The organism is Marinomonas piezotolerans (assembly GCF_003362755.1).
In the GTDB taxonomy this organism is placed as follows: Bacteria; Pseudomonadota; Gammaproteobacteria; order Pseudomonadales; family Marinomonadaceae; genus Marinomonas; species Marinomonas piezotolerans.
In genome coordinates this window covers 85,753-101,578 of record NZ_QKRA01000001.1, presented here as the reverse complement: position 1 = coordinate 101,578, position 15,826 = coordinate 85,753, and the positions used below count along the sequence as shown (strand labels likewise).

The 15,826-nt window shown below is 46.6% G+C and carries 16 protein-coding genes; 8 read left to right on the top strand and 8 right to left on the bottom strand.

Annotated elements, in window-relative coordinates; all coding sequences use genetic code 11:
* Window positions 1-128 precede the first annotated feature (128 nt).
* From dinB to hpaE, 4 genes are all read right to left on the bottom strand, one after another.
* The gene (dinB, locus tag DN730_RS00405) at window positions 129-1,211 is read right to left on the bottom strand and encodes a DNA polymerase IV (RefSeq protein ID WP_115466140.1); all 1,083 of its coding nucleotides are present in this window, start codon (window positions 1,209-1,211) and stop codon (window positions 129-131) included.
* Window positions 1,212-1,372: 161 nt separating this feature from the next.
* A complete protein-coding gene (hpaD, locus tag DN730_RS00400; RefSeq protein WP_115466139.1) occupies window positions 1,373-2,302 on the bottom strand; it encodes a 3,4-dihydroxyphenylacetate 2,3-dioxygenase in 930 nt (309 codons plus the stop codon).
* A gap of 21 nt (window positions 2,303-2,323) precedes the next feature.
* Window positions 2,324-2,713 (bottom strand): 5-carboxymethyl-2-hydroxymuconate Delta-isomerase, encoded by a 390-nt coding sequence (locus DN730_RS00395; RefSeq protein WP_115466138.1) that lies wholly within the window; start codon window positions 2,711-2,713, stop codon window positions 2,324-2,326.
* Window positions 2,714-2,773: 60 nt separating this feature from the next.
* Window positions 2,774-4,237 (bottom strand): 5-carboxymethyl-2-hydroxymuconate semialdehyde dehydrogenase, encoded by a 1,464-nt coding sequence (gene hpaE / locus DN730_RS00390; protein ID WP_147290550.1) that lies wholly within the window; start codon window positions 4,235-4,237, stop codon window positions 2,774-2,776.
* Between the two features lie 232 nt (window positions 4,238-4,469).
* On the opposite strand from hpaE, the gene DN730_RS00385 reads away from it, so the two are divergent.
* The 8 genes from DN730_RS00385 to DN730_RS00345 all read left to right on the top strand — a co-directional run bounded on the left by DN730_RS00385 (window position 4,470) and on the right by DN730_RS00345 (window position 11,786).
* Window positions 4,470-5,240 carry a helix-turn-helix transcriptional regulator gene (locus DN730_RS00385; RefSeq protein WP_115466136.1) on the top strand — a complete coding sequence of 257 codons (771 nt, stop codon included), beginning with the start codon at window positions 4,470-4,472 and terminating at the stop codon, window positions 5,238-5,240.
* A 78-nt stretch (window positions 5,241-5,318) separates the two neighbouring features.
* Window positions 5,319-6,056 carry a fumarylacetoacetate hydrolase family protein gene (locus tag DN730_RS00380; RefSeq protein ID WP_115466135.1) on the top strand — a complete coding sequence of 246 codons (738 nt, stop codon included), beginning with the start codon at window positions 5,319-5,321 and terminating at the stop codon, window positions 6,054-6,056.
* An 8-nt stretch (window positions 6,057-6,064) separates the two neighbouring features.
* Window positions 6,065-6,829 carry a fumarylacetoacetate hydrolase family protein gene (locus DN730_RS00375; protein ID WP_115466134.1) on the top strand — a complete coding sequence of 255 codons (765 nt, stop codon included), beginning with the start codon at window positions 6,065-6,067 and terminating at the stop codon, window positions 6,827-6,829.
* A 9-nt stretch (window positions 6,830-6,838) separates the two neighbouring features.
* Window positions 6,839-7,642 (top strand): 2-oxo-hept-4-ene-1,7-dioate hydratase, encoded by an 804-nt coding sequence (gene hpaH, locus DN730_RS00370; RefSeq protein WP_115466133.1) that lies wholly within the window; start codon window positions 6,839-6,841, stop codon window positions 7,640-7,642.
* Window positions 7,643-7,654: 12 nt separating this feature from the next.
* Window positions 7,655-8,461: a 4-hydroxy-2-oxoheptanedioate aldolase gene (gene hpaI, locus DN730_RS00365; RefSeq protein ID WP_115466132.1), complete on the top strand. Its 807-nt coding sequence runs from the start codon at window positions 7,655-7,657 to the stop codon at window positions 8,459-8,461.
* A gap of 205 nt (window positions 8,462-8,666) precedes the next feature.
* Entirely contained in the window at window positions 8,667-9,089 is a 423-nt protein-coding gene (locus DN730_RS00355) for a GlcG/HbpS family heme-binding protein (RefSeq protein ID WP_115466131.1), read from the top strand.
* A gap of 24 nt (window positions 9,090-9,113) precedes the next feature.
* Window positions 9,114-10,544 (top strand): aldehyde dehydrogenase family protein, encoded by a 1,431-nt coding sequence (locus DN730_RS00350; protein ID WP_115466130.1) that lies wholly within the window; start codon window positions 9,114-9,116, stop codon window positions 10,542-10,544.
* Window positions 10,545-10,604: 60 nt separating this feature from the next.
* The gene (locus tag DN730_RS00345; protein ID WP_115466129.1) at window positions 10,605-11,786 is read left to right on the top strand and encodes a multidrug effflux MFS transporter; all 1,182 of its coding nucleotides are present in this window, start codon (window positions 10,605-10,607) and stop codon (window positions 11,784-11,786) included.
* A gap of 84 nt (window positions 11,787-11,870) precedes the next feature.
* Here the strand turns inward: DN730_RS00345 and DN730_RS00340 are convergent, their stop codons facing one another.
* From DN730_RS00340 to DN730_RS00325, 4 genes are read right to left on the bottom strand one after another with little or no spacing between them, the layout of a single operon-like run.
* Window positions 11,871-13,355: a tripartite tricarboxylate transporter permease gene (locus tag DN730_RS00340; RefSeq protein WP_115466128.1), complete on the bottom strand. Its 1,485-nt coding sequence runs from the start codon at window positions 13,353-13,355 to the stop codon at window positions 11,871-11,873.
* Window positions 13,356-13,365: 10 nt separating this feature from the next.
* Window positions 13,366-13,896: a hypothetical protein gene (locus DN730_RS00335; protein WP_115466127.1), complete on the bottom strand. Its 531-nt coding sequence runs from the start codon at window positions 13,894-13,896 to the stop codon at window positions 13,366-13,368.
* Window position 13,897: 1 nt separating this feature from the next.
* Complete coding sequence (locus DN730_RS00330) at window positions 13,898-14,398, bottom strand: universal stress protein (RefSeq protein ID WP_115466126.1); 501 nt, start codon at window positions 14,396-14,398, stop codon at window positions 13,898-13,900.
* A 58-nt stretch (window positions 14,399-14,456) separates the two neighbouring features.
* A complete protein-coding gene (locus DN730_RS00325; protein ID WP_115466125.1) occupies window positions 14,457-15,818 on the bottom strand; it encodes an aldehyde dehydrogenase family protein in 1,362 nt (453 codons plus the stop codon).
* Window positions 15,819-15,826 lie beyond the last annotated feature (8 nt).

Here is a 15,826-nt window from a genome sequence, read left to right as displayed (position 1 = left end):
TTGACAGTTAACCTAATACCTTACCAGTTTGAGCGACGTTAAGATCACCCTATATAGTCAGTAATATGTATTTCGCTCACGCCAGTACACCTCAGGGTGTACTGGTTTTTTTTACTCCGCATCCAGCATTACGTTGAAAAATCCAGCGTAAGCTGTCTCGTCTCTTCAATGGGCCGAAGCATTACGTGTAAGCCTAACAGCCTAATTTCACGTCCGCCTTGCCGCTTGAGCACCTCCGCTAGTAGCTCTCGAAAATAAAGCAGATCGAGATGAGTATGCACGTGTTCAATCGTCGTCTGTTGAAAGTCGGCAAATTTAACCTTGATACCCTGCTTCGAAATTAAATTGTTTGTTGCAGCCTTATTAAGGCGTTGCTTTAACTCTGGAAACAAACGATTCTCTATCACCTGCCAGCATTCGTCGAAAGACGTTATATTTGTCTCGAAAGTACGCTCAACGCCAACAGACTTACGCAAACGATTAGGCGTTACGGCTCTTTGATCAATGCCGTGACTCCGATGCCACAATGAATGCCCTAATCGGCCAAACTGTCTTACCAAGGCCAAATAATCGCCTTTACGAATATCAGCCCCTATGTAAAACCCCGCTTCATGCAACTTCTGTAAACTCACCTTACCCACCCCCGGTATTTTCTCTAAAGGTAATTGGTCAACGATGCGCTGAACGTCACTAGGCGGGATGACAAATTGGCCGTCGGGTTTATTCATATCAGAGGCGATCTTGGCAAGAAACTTAATAGGTGCGACGCCAGCAGAGGCCGTTAAATTCAGCTCAGACCGAATGTCTGACCTAATCGCTTCGGCTATTAGAGTGGCTGAACCATGATATTGCTCACACTCGGTAACATCTAGATAGGCTTCATCTAATGAAAGAGGCTCGATCAAGTCGGTATATCGAGCAAAGATTGCGCGTATTTGATCAGAAACGCTTTTGTATACCTGCATCCTTCCGGGTATCACAGTCAATTGCGGACATAGCTTCTTTGCCATTGCAGTCGACATAGCGGAACGTACACCATAGACACGGGCTTCGTAATTACAGGTACTAATTACGCCTCGTTGCTTCGCACTGCCCCCTACCGCTAAAGGGATATTCCGATAGCTCGGTTCATCACGCATCTCAACGGATGCGAAGAACGCATCCATATCTATGTGAATTATTTTTTTGTTGTAGAGAGGTTGCGAGCTCATACCAAGTACTGTGTAAATAAACAGTATTAGGACACATCAAGCTAGTGTTTGTCTACAGGTGAAAACCCAAAGCTCCCCTGACAACTCACGACACTGTATATAAAAATGGGCCCCACACTTAAATGTGTGAAGCCCATCTAATTCAACGTAGATAGAACAGATTACAAGCGACTCTTACCGTACACAAACTCATCGGATTCTTGAGAGGCCTGTGGTGCTGGCACAGCGTTACCTGTTTGTGGCGACACTGGGAATATCGCATTAATCTGCCCCGTGCCTGAGCTACCAAAATAAGGCGTCACCACTTCGACTTTTTGATCGTAATCTGACCAACCTAATGCGCCGAGCAGCATGGCCGTATCGTGCATAAAGCCTTCACCATGTCCCTTTGCCGCGTATTCTGGCAACATGCCGCAGAATCTTTCCCATTCACCGTTTTCCCACATTTCCACGACACGATGATCGAGGTCTTCTAGGAACGGGCTCCACACCTTATCAGAGAACTCTGGTGCTTGACCGTTTTGCGCAAAGCGATGTGATAAAGAGCCACTGGCTAGGATCGCAACTGTACCATCGTAATGTTTTTCAATCGCTTCACGCAGCGCCCAGCCCAAACGGGCGGAATCATTAAGATAGTGGACGGTTAAAAGTGCTGAGACAGAGATGCACTTGAAGTGGTTATCTTCATTCATATAACGCATAGGAACCAATGCGCCATACTCTGGTGCTAATGTCGTCGCATCGTGAGCCATCGTCTCGACACCTTGCTCATTACACACTTGCGCAATGATACGACCTAATTCAGGGTTGCCATCTAAGCTGTATGGCATGTTGTTAATGAAGTGCGGCAACTCATTACTGGTATAGACTCCTTCCCAATGCGGCGCACAGTTAATGTGGTAACCCGCATTCACCAACCAATGTGTATCAAACACGACAATCGTGTCTACGCCTAACTCGCGACAACGGCGTGAGATTTCATGATGCCCATCGATTGCCGCCTGACGAAAGCCTTTTCTAGGCCCATCAAGCTCGGATAAATACATAGATGGTACGTGGGTGATTTTGGCAGCTAAGGCTAGTTTGCCCATAGGTACTCTCCAAAAATGGCTCTATTCTTTATTAGTAAACAGAGCATGAATATTATTTTTGTTAAATTTCAGCACTGGATCAAGTTCAGTGAGTTCGAAAGAGATTTGAACATAGCTAGTATCAGTAATAGGTTTTAACCACTCACACAATATTGCAAAAACGCGCTCTGCTACCTCTTTGCGAAGCTCCATACTGCGCCCGTGCCCTATCTTCAAATTCAGATTTAATAACGCAAAATCTTCCCGACCGTCTGCAACACGGTAATGGTCTACCTTAATCGCACGGCTGCGCACACCGCCTAAAGGAAAATGCCCCGTCGACACAACATATTCATGAAGGGATTTAAAAAGCGGCTGAAAGTCTAACCGATCTTCAAGGTTAGCAGAGTATTCCACGACAAAATGTGGCATAACATTGCTCCCATAGGCAAAAGAGAAGAGCGTATTATGCCCTTCTCTATAAAGTTTGAGTTACACACCCCATTTAGGGATATGGTGAGACCCCATGCTGATACAAACGTTTTTCGGTTCACAGAACACTTCAAAGCTGTAATCACCACCCTCACGGCCAGTACCCGATGCTTTCTTACCACCAAATGGCGTACGCAAATCACGAACGTTTTGAGAGTTAACAAACATCATGCCTGCATCGACTTTCTGTGCAATACGGTGAACTTTGCTAACATCCTGAGTCCATAGGTAAGACGCTAGGCCGTACTCGTTGTCATTGGCCATCGCAACTACATCTTCTTCGTCTTCGAATGGAATCAAGACCGCGACTGGACCAAAGATTTCTTCTTGCGCAATGCGCATGTCATTGGTGACATCGCGGAAGACTGTTGGGCGCACAAAGTGGCCGCCTTTTAGATGATCTGGCAGTTCATCTACTGGCTTATCTGGGCCTCCAGCAATTAGAGTAGCGCCCTCTTCAATACCGATGCGAATGTAGCCCGTCACTTTATCAAAGTGCTGTTGACTGATAAGTGATCCCACTTGCGTATTCAGATCACTTGGATCGCCCACTCTGATTTTGCTAGCACGCTCAGCAAATTCCGTCGCGAATTTGTCGTAAATACTCTTTTGTACAAAAATACGAGACCCAGCAGTACAACGTTCACCATTGATAGAGAAGATGCCAAATACTGCAGCGTCAAGAGCACGCTCGTAATCACAATCTTCAAAGATCATCACCGGCGACTTGCCACCTAATTCCATCGAGAACTTTTTCAGACCCGCATTGGCAATAATGTGTTTGCCAGTTGCTGTGCCACCCGTGAAGGAAATCGCATCGACATCCTCATTGGTAATGATGGCATTACCGGTCGTCGCCCCGTAGCCATGTACGATGTTGAAGACACCAGGCGGTACGCCCGCTTCGATCGTTAAGCGACCCAGAAAATCTGTGGTTAGCGGAGATAACTCAGACTGTTTCATAACGACCGTATTACCCAATGCTAAAGCAGGTGCCGTTTTCCATGTCCCGGTCATGAATGGGACATTCCAGGGAGAAATCAGAGCACACACACCCGTTGGTTGGTATAGAGTGTAGTTCAACATCTGGTCATCCATTGGGTAGGTGTGACCGTTCATTTGCTTCGCTTTTTCCGCAAAGAAGTAGAAATTGTTGGATGAGCGAGGAATCAACGCATTCAGTGTTTGGTACAACGGCAACCCCGTGTCCGCTGTCTCAAGACGCGCTAGCTCTTCTACGTTTTCACCAATCAAATCACCCAATTTTTCGATGATTTTTGAACGCTTAGCAATCGGCATGTTTGCCCACGCTGGGAATGCGTCTTTCGCTGCTTGGACAGCTTGAGCAACTTGCTCATCTGAAGCATGAGCGACTTCAGCCAACACTTCTCCCGTCGCAGGATTGAAGGTTTGAAAAGTCTTTTCGCTTTCCACCCATTCGCCATTAATTAGATTTTTTATCATTCTCACCCGCTCTCCTATGAAGCAATTAGATGTAACGGAAAGGCAAAAACCCTTTCATTTTATTAACATGTTAAGTAAATTAATACTGAGATCAGGATCTGTCAAGGGCTCTTGATGCGAACAGATGAAGTTATGACATGAGAATTTTTTGGGAAACAGGTTTACTATGCTGGGTCATTGTCATCAATCTTGCGTGAGATCTCAGCTCAAAAACAACAATTAAGAGGTGCATATGACGATTATGGACAATTCTTTATTTCAAAGCGTTCCTGAGCTTATTGGAGCCATTGGGGAGCCATGTTTTTACTCGCAAGTAGGCGTTTGCTTTAGCAAAATTTCGACCGTTTCTAACTTTAAGGTATTCAGCTACCCCAAAGCTGACAAACCTGCTCTGCTAGCGGGATTCAAAGACCCAGAACTTGATCAACTCTATTGCGATTTTGCTTACCAGCTCGACCCTTTTTACGATGTGATTAATCAACATCAAAATAAAGCGTTGGTAACACTGGACAGTATTACCCGACACGATTTTGAAAGCTCCGCGTATTACGATCGCTTCTACCACAAGATCGGGTGGAAAAATGAAGCTAACTTGATTGTGAGCCTTAATGATGAACGAACGATTTGTCTAGCTTACACAGCGGACAAAACGCCTATCCATCAGCTGAATTCTGAGCTACGCCCTTATCTTGAATCGATAAAATCCGCTATTCAAAAGCATGAAGCGTTGCTATCAACCATTCTGACCATTGATGATGACCACCATCCCTCGATCACTCATCAGAGTACCAACCTCACTGCTCAAGAGCGATTCATGGATCAATTTGGTTTAACCAAACGAGAAAAAGAAGTAGTCCGATACATTTTACAAGGCTTGGCGTCCGCGAGTATCGCTGAAAAATGCTTTGTGTCTGAGGGCACTATCAAAAACCATCGTAAAAATATCTATCGCAAGCTCTGTATCCACTCTCAACGAGATTTGTTTAGAAAATTCTTAAATTAAAAACAGATATTGACATCTGCGCTTTATTTACGACAATATCGTTAACATGTTAACTAAAATAAATTGGTAACTATTCCTATGTACACATACCGACTACAAGAATCCGGCAAAGTGGTGACAAAAAAAAGTGACACAACTTTCGCGGTAGACATGGCCGAGCCACTGGCTCCCGCCACGCATGGCGCAGTCATCGGCGTCGCGCTCAATAATAAAGATCTCGTGGCGAGCATAGAGGATCAATTTGAAGAGAAGCCCTATGTCACTCCCCCTAAAACGCCTGTACTTCACATCAAAACCGACAACACTCACATCGGACATGGTCAGACAATCCGCATTCCTACAAATAAAGGCGCAGTTTACGCAGGACCGTCTCTAGGCATCGTGATTGGTAAAAAAGCAACCCGAGTCAGTGAAGAACACGCTCTGGACTTTGTAAAAGGCTACACAGTAGTCAACGAAGTTTCTCTTGCAGAGACCTCATTCTATCGCCCTGCGGTCAAAGCAAAATGCCGAGACACATTCTGCCCGATCGGGCCTTGGGTGGTGGATAAAGCGTTGGTGACAAACCCAAATAGCTTGTCAATCAATACTTATGTCAACGATGAACTGGTTCATAGCACAAGCACTGATTGTTTGGTTCACAGTGTAGAGAAGATCATCAGCTATATCTCTAGCTTTATGACCCTAGAAGTCGGTGATCTCATCATCGCGGGCACGCCCTTACGCGACGAATCGTTAGAAATTAAAGGTGACGACATCGTCATGATCGATATTGAGGCCGTTGGCCGCTTAGCGAACCCAGTTGAACAAGAGTGAGACCGAACATGAAGCATGCTCGCGTAAAAGCAAATGACCAAATTTTAGACGTTACTGTTAATGACAATAACGAAGTGATCACTCAGTCAGGTGACGTACTGGCTGCTGGCTCCTTTTCTTGGCTGCCGCCGTGTAAAGGTAAGATGTTTGTACTAGCTATTAACTACGCTGACCACGCAGCCGAACTCTCATTCAAAGCACCGGATGAGCCGCTCGTGTTTTTGAAAAATAGCAATTCACTCATAGGCCACGAACAACATACTTATCGTCCTGACAATGTTGACTACATGCACTATGAATGTGAGTTAGTCGTCGTGATTGGCAAAGAAGCGAAAAATGTCTCCAAAGAAGACGCGATGGATTACGTCGGTGGCTACACGGTCGGTAACGATTACGCAATTCGTGATTACCTAGAAAACTATTACCGCCCCAATCTGCGAGTCAAAAGCCGCGACACATGTACGCCTATCGGACCGTACATTATCGATGCGGATCAGATCAAAGATCCTCATAACTTAGTGTTACGCACTTATATTAATGGTGAGCTAAAGCAAGAAGGCAACACCAAAGACCTTGTGTTTGATATCCCATACTTGATCTCTTACCTCAGCGACATCATGACGCTCACACCAGGGGATATGATCTTCACGGGGACGCCAGAAGGTTTGGCGGACGTGAAACCAGGTGATGTGGTAACGACGGAAGTCGAAGGCGTTGGCGTACTGACCAATACGATTATTTCTGAATCAGACTACCTTGCAAGCTTAAACTAGGAGCCCTTCATGCTATCAAAAGACATTATCGCAAGCTGTGCACAGCGCTTGCATGAGGCTGAAAAATCTCGTAAACAGATTCGTCAAATCTCTTTAGATTACCCAGACATCACCATTGAAGATGCCTACGCGATTCAGCGTGAGTGGTTAAACATTAAACTCAGCGAAGGCCGTGAAATCATTGGCCATAAAATCGGTTTGACCTCCCGCGCCATGCAAATGAGCTCGCAAATTGATGAGCCAGACTACGGCACACTGTTGGACGACATGCTTTATCACGATGGCTGTGAAATTAATACTGACGATTTCATTGTGCCGCGCATTGAAGTGGAACTGGCGTTTATCCTGAAAAAGCCACTAAAGGGCCCCAACGTCACGATGTTTGATGTTTATGATGCGACGGGTTACGTGGTGCCGGCGCTGGAGCTGATCGATGCTCGCAGCCAATCAATCGACCCTGAGAGTGGCCGTCCTCGTAAAGTATTTGACACCATTTCTGACAATGCCGCGAACGCCGCGATCATTTTAGGTGGCCGTCCAATCAAAATCGATGAGATGGATTTGCGTTGGGTCTCTGCCATCATGCAACGCAACGGCATCATCGAAGAAACGGGCGTTGCGGCCGGTGTATTGAACCACCCTGCCAATGGTGTAGCTTGGTTAGCCAACAAACTGGCGCCCTTTGATGTCGAGCTAGAACCTGGACAAATCATTTTGGGTGGCTCTTTTACGCGCCCTGTGGCAGCACGTAAAGGCGACACATTCAGTGTCGACTTTGGGACGCTAGGCACCGTGTCCTGTTATTTTAAATAAGGGGGCGTCAGCATGTCAGCACCAAAAAATATGTTCAAACAGGCTCTCATCAATAAAGATCCCCAAATCGGTCTTTGGTTGGGTCTTGCCAATAACTATACCGCTGAGCTCATTGGCTCAGCAGGATTCGACTGGTTATTAATTGATGGCGAACATGCACCCAATACGCTACAAACCATGCTTGGGCAGCTACAAGCCCTAGCGCCATTTGCCACCCATCCGATTGTTCGCCCCGCTTGGGCTGACGATGTCGCCCTCAAACAGATTCTAGATTTGGGGGTACAAACGATTCTCGCACCGATGGTCGATAACGCAGAACAAGCTCAGCAGATCGTTCGTGGTACTCGCTACCCCCCTCATGGTGTGCGTGGTGTAGGCAGTGCATTAGCGCGTGCGTCTCAGTTCAACCGCACTGCTGACTACCTTACAACGGCCAACGAAGAGATTTGTGTGTTAGTACAAATTGAATCAGCGAAAGCTGTAAAAGAGCTCGATAACATTCTCGCCGTAGACGGCGTCGACGGTGTGTTCATCGGACCTGCCGATTTAAGCGCTTCACTGGGTTATATTGGTCAACCCAATCACCCCGAAGTGGTTAAAGTCATCGAAGCAAGCATTGCCAAAATCGTTGCCGCAGGCAAAGCGCCAGGCGTACTGATGGCTGATAAAAAACAGGCACGTCGTTACTTGGACTGCGGTGCGCTATTTGTCGCAGTCGGAAGTGATACCGGATTACTAATGACGGCGACCAAAAATCTCGTCAGTGAATTTAAACCCGAACTAAATAATGACTCCCAGGGTAATGCCTCCGTCTACTAGTTGAAAACGCGTCATGGTTTACACAAACCTAGTGCGTTTATGCATCACCCTTTTTGCCCAGCTCGCTGGGCTTTTTTTGATACTGTAATGTTATTTGGCGCTTTGGGCTGGGATAAATACCAAGGTAAAGCAGAGATCATTATGGATTACTTCCCAAGGTCCAGCACCGGGCAAGTAAACGTAATCTTTCCCTTAGAGTGAGCACATGACAACCTACGTAACAAACCAAACGAACCTAACCACGAATGCCGCTATTCAGATGGGAATGGCCGCCATTGATCGTGCACAAAGCCTAAATATTCATATCAGTATGACCATCGTAGACACCACTGGCAACCCGTTAGCGAGTTTGCGTATGAATGGATCACCATTGATCTCTGTGAACGTGGCGGAAAATAAAGCTTACACTGCTTTATCCTTTCGCTGCCCTACACGAGATTGGCAAACCCGTTTAGCGGACAAGCCAACCGTACTCGCCGCGTTACAAAGTGAAGCAAAGTTTACCTATTTGGGCGGCGGCCTACCGATTGTCATTAACCATGAAGTCGTCGGGGCTATCGGCGTTTCTGGAGGTAGTGAAGATCAAGATATTGATTGTGCACAGCACGCCATTCAAGCCTTACGTTGAAAATAACAAAGAGAGACACGCGCTATGTTGAAAAAACAGTACCCCTTTTTCTTGGCCAATAAACCCGTTTATGCCAATGACGATCTCGAAGTTCGCAATAAATACTCCAACGAGCTGATCGCAACGGTCGCGATGGCCTCTGCGGAACACATTGATCAAGCCATCGCCGCCGCGGATAAAGCGCAACCTGCGATGAAAGCATTACCGTCCTATAAACGTCAAGCTATCCTTAACCATTGTGTCGCTCGCTTCAAAGAACGCGCAGAGGAGCTCGCGGTGGCATTGTGCCAAGAAGCAGGTAAGCCCATTAAAGATTCGCGTGGAGAAGTCACTCGCTTAATTGATACTTTTCAAATCGCTGCGGAAGAGTCCACCCGTATTTATGGCGAAGTGATTCCTATGGATATTTCGCCACGAGCTGAAGGCTACCAAGGACAGTGGAAGCGCTTCCCAATCGGTCCATGTTCGTTTATCTCACCATTTAATTTTCCATTAAATCTTGCCGCACACAAGATTGCGCCAGCCATTGCAGCAGGTTGTACTTTTATTCTAAAACCCGCCTCATTAACCCCAATCAGTGCACTGATTGTAGCTGAAATTCTCGCGGAAACTGATCTGCCAGAAGGTGCCTTTTCCATCTTACCGTGTCGCCGCGACGGCGCGGATTTGTTTACGACTGATGATCGCTTGAAACTACTCAGTTTTACTGGCTCCCCAGATGTGGGTTGGGATTTGAAAAAGAAAGCAGGCAAGAAACCGGTCGTACTTGAACTAGGCGGTAACGCCGCATGCATCGTTGACGAAGGTACGGATTTAGAAGATGCCGTACAGCGCATTATTTTTGGAGCGTATTACCAATCAGGTCAAAGCTGCATCAGCGTGCAACGCATCATGGTGCACGAATCCCTGTATGACCAAGCTAAAGCTAAGCTGGCGGCAGCAGTGAGCAACCTAGTTATGGGCGACCCTGCGGATGAGGAAACGTTTATTGGTCCAATGATCTCTGTAAAAGAAGCCGAACGTCTTCATGGCTGGGTGCAAGAAGCTAAAGCCGCTGGGGCAACCGTCCTTGCTGGTGGCAATCGCAACGGAGCGATGTTAGAAGCGACTTTATTAGAAAATGTCACGGCAGACATGACCGTTAACAACCAAGAAGCATTTGGCCCCGTAGCCGTTTTATCTAAGTTCTCAGATTTTGATAAAGCCCTTGAAGAAGTCAACAATTCTGACTTCGGCTTACAGGCTGGGATTTTCACGAAAGATATCTACAAAGCCCATAAAGCATGGGAAGAGTTAGAAGTCGGCGGTGTGGTGATTGGCGATGTGCCATCTTGGCGCGTCGATCACATGCCATACGGTGGAGTGAAGGACAGTGGTTTAGGGCGTGAAGGAATTCGCTACGCTATCGAAGATATGACCGAGTTGAAGCTAATGGTATTGCGTACCCCACAATAAAAACCTATTTATGTAAAAGCCAACTTTGTGTTGGCTTTTTGTTTTCATAAGGACACAAATATGAGTGCAACCCATTCTCGATGGCTGGTTCCATTACTTGGCTACCTGGTTGCTTTTGGGCCATTGTCCATTGATATGTACTTACCCAGCTTGCCCATCATTGCAGCGGACCTAAATTCAAACCAACAAATCGTCCAATACAGTATTACTGCGTTTCTGGTAGGAATGACCGTTGGCATGCTGCTGTTTGGTCCCCTCTCCGATCAATTGGGTCGTAAAAAGCTGCTCTTAGCTGGAACACTACTCTACGCGCTAACCAGTTTAGGATGTGCCTTCGCCCAATCTGGAGAATCACTGATTGCGTACCGCGCCTTTCAGTCCATCGGAGCTGCGGCTGCGGCAGTGCTTGCCAGAGCGCTGGTCCGAGATTACTTTGCTCCAAAACAAGCGGCCGGCATTCTTTCTACTATGCATATCATTTCTATGATCGTCATGCTGTTTGCGCCACTGTTAGGTGCATACATTGTAGAGATCTTTGATTGGCGTTGGATCTTTTACTTACTCGCAGCGTTTTCGGTCATCGCTTTTTTAGCCATTTCTATCATTATTAAAGAACCCCAAAACAACGTGACTCAAGCGCCCACCATGAAGGCTTATTTTTCCTCTTACGCGGCGTGCCTCAAAGAACCTAGAGTCAGTTTATTGATACTGACAAACGGTTTTTCATTTGCGGGCATGTTTGCCTTTATCGCTGCCTCTGCCTTTGTTTATATTGAGCACTTCGGATACAGCGAATCCACTTACGGGCTCCTCTTTTCTGCAAATATTGGCGCGATCATCGTCATGACGCTTATTAACAAACAGATTTTACTTCGCTACTCATCAGAGCATGCGTTAAGGTTTGCCCTCGTTGTTTCAATTGTAGCCACGCTCTGTATGAGTATTGCTGGCCTTGCTTCCCCTGCCCTAGCCGCATTATTTATGCTGCCTTGCATGCTCTACATCAGTGTCACCGGCTCCATTGGAGCAAACTGTTTAGCGACCTTATTTAACATTATTCCTAATCGCGCAGGGACGGCTGCAGGTCTGCTAGTCGCCCTACAATTTGCTCTTGGAGCCTTCAGTACTTACATTACGTCGCTACTCTTTGACGGGACACCTAACTCACTACTGCTGATTATGGCAGGGTTTGGTGTGCTCACCTTTCTAAGCTACATCGCGAGCACTCGCCACAGGACTTAAATAGACGGCTAAACAATATCTTATAAAAAAGCCCCGTATGAATTTAGACAGTCATACGGGGCTTTTTATGGATACGTTGCGCGCTTACGCTGCAGCTGTTTTATTGCGAACCTTACTCACAACAAATACCCCAATCGATAGGACGGTTAGCATCAATAGCGTCAGGGCAATCGGACGATCCAAAAATATCTCGAAATTGCCATTGGATACCCCTAACGCTTGGCGCATACGATCCAAAAACACAGGGCCTAACACTAAACCAAGAATAATAGGCACGGCCGGAATATTGTTCCGCTTCATGATGTAACCAATGATAGAAAAGAACAATGCAATCAGCGCATCGGTGATTTGATAATTTTGACTGTAAGCACCTAAGAAGCCTAAGACAAAAATCAATGCACCGATGAATCGGCCTCGAATACGAGTGATATTAACAATGTATTTCGACGCAAACGTCAGGTACACAAACACAAATACGTTCATGATGAATAACGAAACATAAAGACCAGAGATAAACTCAGGATGCTCTGTAAACAAGCGTGGTCCAGGGATGTAGTTATGCACCATGAATACTGATAGCAGCATGGCCATCAACGCATCCGCGGGAATCCCAAATGCCAGTAGAGGGATCATGACCGATGCCGTAACAGCATTATTTGAGGTCTCAGACGCGACAATCCCCGCCTCAGCGCCGTTACCAAACTCCTCGGGCTTTTTGGAGAATTTCTGGGCAAGCGTGTAGGAGAAAAACTGCGAGCCAAATTCACCGACGCCCGGCAACAGCCCCATTAATACCCCCAATACCGCAGAGCGAATCGCTGTGACTTTATTGCGCAGCAAGACCACAACGCCTGACATATGGCCAGAACCTTCCAGTTTCGTTTTGAATGAGTCGCCACTCTTAGCCGACAATAGAATATAAGCTTGAGACATCGCGAATAAGCCAATAACTGCGGGCACTAAAGGAACACCGGCTAATAGAAAAGGTTGATCTAACGTGTAAACCTGCGTGTTGTACGAACGATCAATACCAACGGTACCTAGAAACATCCCTAGGCCAATCATTGCCGCTGCTTCAATGGCATAATTATTATGTGCTAGTACGACGAAGACCATGCCGAGTAACGCCAACATGGCAAATTCAGCCGAGCCAAACAGCGTCGCCACTTGAGACAACACCGGTGCGAAAAATACCAATGACAATACAGAGACTATGCCTCCGAAAAATGACGAGGTGTAAGCGATCGAAAGTGCCTTTTTCCCTTCCCCTCGCTTTGCCATGGGATAACCATCGTACGTGGTTAGCACCGCCACTGGCGTCCCCGGCGTATTCATCAAAATCGCAGGGATCGCTCCGCCATACCAAGCGCCACCGTAGACACCTAATAAAAGAGTGACCCCAAACAGAGGCTCCATAGAGAAGGTCAATGGCAGCAAAATCGCCATCACACCGGCGGGCTCAAGACCCGGAATTGAGCCAATGGTGACACCAATCAGCGCTCCGAGAATAACCGCCCAAATAACGCCACCACTTAGAACTTCATTAATACCTAAACTAATCAATTCCATAACATTATCTCTACAAGTAACTGTTCGTAAACCAAAGGACATCGTCACTAAACAGTGCTTCATAGAGCACAACATCCGGAAACCAAATATTGACCCCTACTCGAAAAATTAGAACGATCATTGACACCGCCGCCACGGCACAAAACGCCCAAAACCAAGTCAATAAACGACTCAGCCAAAGTAGCGCTAATACGAATAGGAGCGTAGCTGGAGCAAAGCCAATCCACCCCAAGGCATAGATATAAACAACAAACAGCCCTCCGGTGATCACGACCACTTGGTAGTACGGGAGGTTATCAATCAGTCCTTGAACAAGGGTAGGCTCTCCTTGCTGGGGTTTTAACAGAGTAAGCAGTTTTATGAAGGAGAAAAAAGCCAGAATGCTCAAGCCAACTAATGGCGCCACATAAGGCTGTGTGTACCAGCCCCGCACTCTTTTGAGTGTGGTCGTAGTATGTTCAGGAAAGCTGAATATCAGGTAGCAGGAGATGACAAATGTTACGATGAAGAATAGCTTGGATTTACGATATGCTTGATCCATATTAGGCTCCGACCTTCGCTTGCTTGATGGTATTGGAAATCGGAACAATCAATACGGGTTTTGATGCGCGATGAATGACCTGTTGAGCCGTAGACCCTAAAAATAATCGTGATAGCGCGTTCACCCGTCGATCCCCCATCACAATCATCTGGGCATCGATTTCCTCGGCCACTTCAACAATCTTTTTCGCGGGCTCGCCAAATGAAACCATCACTTCTATCTGCTCTTCATCAAATGCAGATTGCTCCAGCTCTTCTGTTACAAAGCTGTGAATCCGCTGCTTCATATAGGCACGTATTTCGGTTTTCAGCGATTCCAGATGCTTGTCGTGGGCTTTTTTTACCCGAAAGCCGCCCAATGTTTCGTCTTGACCACGATGAAACTGTTCCGACACATGTAAAAAATAAATTCGCCCTTTACTTTGGATTGCTTGCTCAATCGCAGCGTGCAATACCACTCTACTTCCGTTTTCCAAGTCAGAAGCATAAAGAATATGTTTCATGCATTACCCCATAAAAAAGGCGCAGCTTCAGGCCGAAGCTGCGCCTTATCTTTATGATTTACTTAGCTCGGTTAACGACTTTTCTAACCGTATACTCAAGCAACCCTTCTTTACCAAATTCAACACCTAGACCAGAATCTTTGTTACCCCCAAATGGCACATGAGGTAATACTTCAGCGTGGTTATTAACCCAAACTGTCCCTGAATCCAATTGAGAAACCACCCAATCCAACTCGTCACACGGCTCACCCCATACAGATCCACCTAGTGCAAATTCCTTGTGGATAGCATGCGACATGACTTCTTTTACGTCGTCAAAAGGAATGATTGGCAGAACAGGGCCGAACTGTTCCTCGCACACAACAGACATCTCGTGCTTCGGATTTTTAACCAATGTCGGCGCAATAAAGTATCCGTTTAAGCCTTCTGGTAAAGCAGGTTCAATCACCTCAGCTCCAGACGCTTTCGCCTCATCAATCATGGCTCTGACACTGTTGTATTGCTTCTCATTTTGAACCGGACCAAATGTGACACCTGCGTCCATACCGTTACCAACAACTTGAGCGGCAGCAATCTTGGCCAAGGCCTCCGTCAGCTCCTCGTACTTAGAGCGATGAACATAAAGGCGCTTCAAGCATGCACAGGTTTGCCCCATATTGAGAAAGGACGTCATGAAGATTTTTTCCGCAAGTTTGCTAATATCCGCATTTTGCAGCACAACCCCGGCGTCATTGCCTCCAAGCTCAAGTGTCACTTTCTTAAGATCTGCTGCGGCCACCTTCGCTAAGCGTTTACCAACCGGCGTTGAACCTGTGAACACAAGTTTCTTCACATCTGGATGCTTCACTAAAGGCTCACCAATCGCGGCCCCCCCACCGACAACCACTTGGACCAAATTTGGAACGGTATGTTTGTTAATGATTTCAGCCAATTTGATGGTGTTAACGGGAGTTGTTGACGCAGGTTTGACCACTACGCTACAACCGGCCTTCAGCGCAGGCATGATGTGCCACACAGCAATCATCAACGGCCAATTCCATGGTGTGATAGATGCCACAACCCCGACAGGTAAACGCTGCATTTCAACGTAACGCTCGGCACTGTCTTCGATAACTTCTGTCTCAAGCGCCAAACTCGAGTTATATCGAGTCCAACCCGCCGCACCACCTACTTCCATTTGAGCAAGCCCAAGCGGCTTGCCCTGTTCAGAAACGATGATTTCTGCCAATTCTGCCGCATTTGCTTCAATGTCATCAGCAATGCTCAACATGGCTTGAGTACGCTCTTCATCAGATTTTGAGCGCCACACCTCAAAGGCCTGTTTTGCGTTTTCAACGACGCCGTTTAGCTCAGTCTCTGTTGTCTCTTGAATACTTTGATAAACCGCTTTTGTGGCAGGGTTGATTACAGTAATTGTCATGTCGTAAC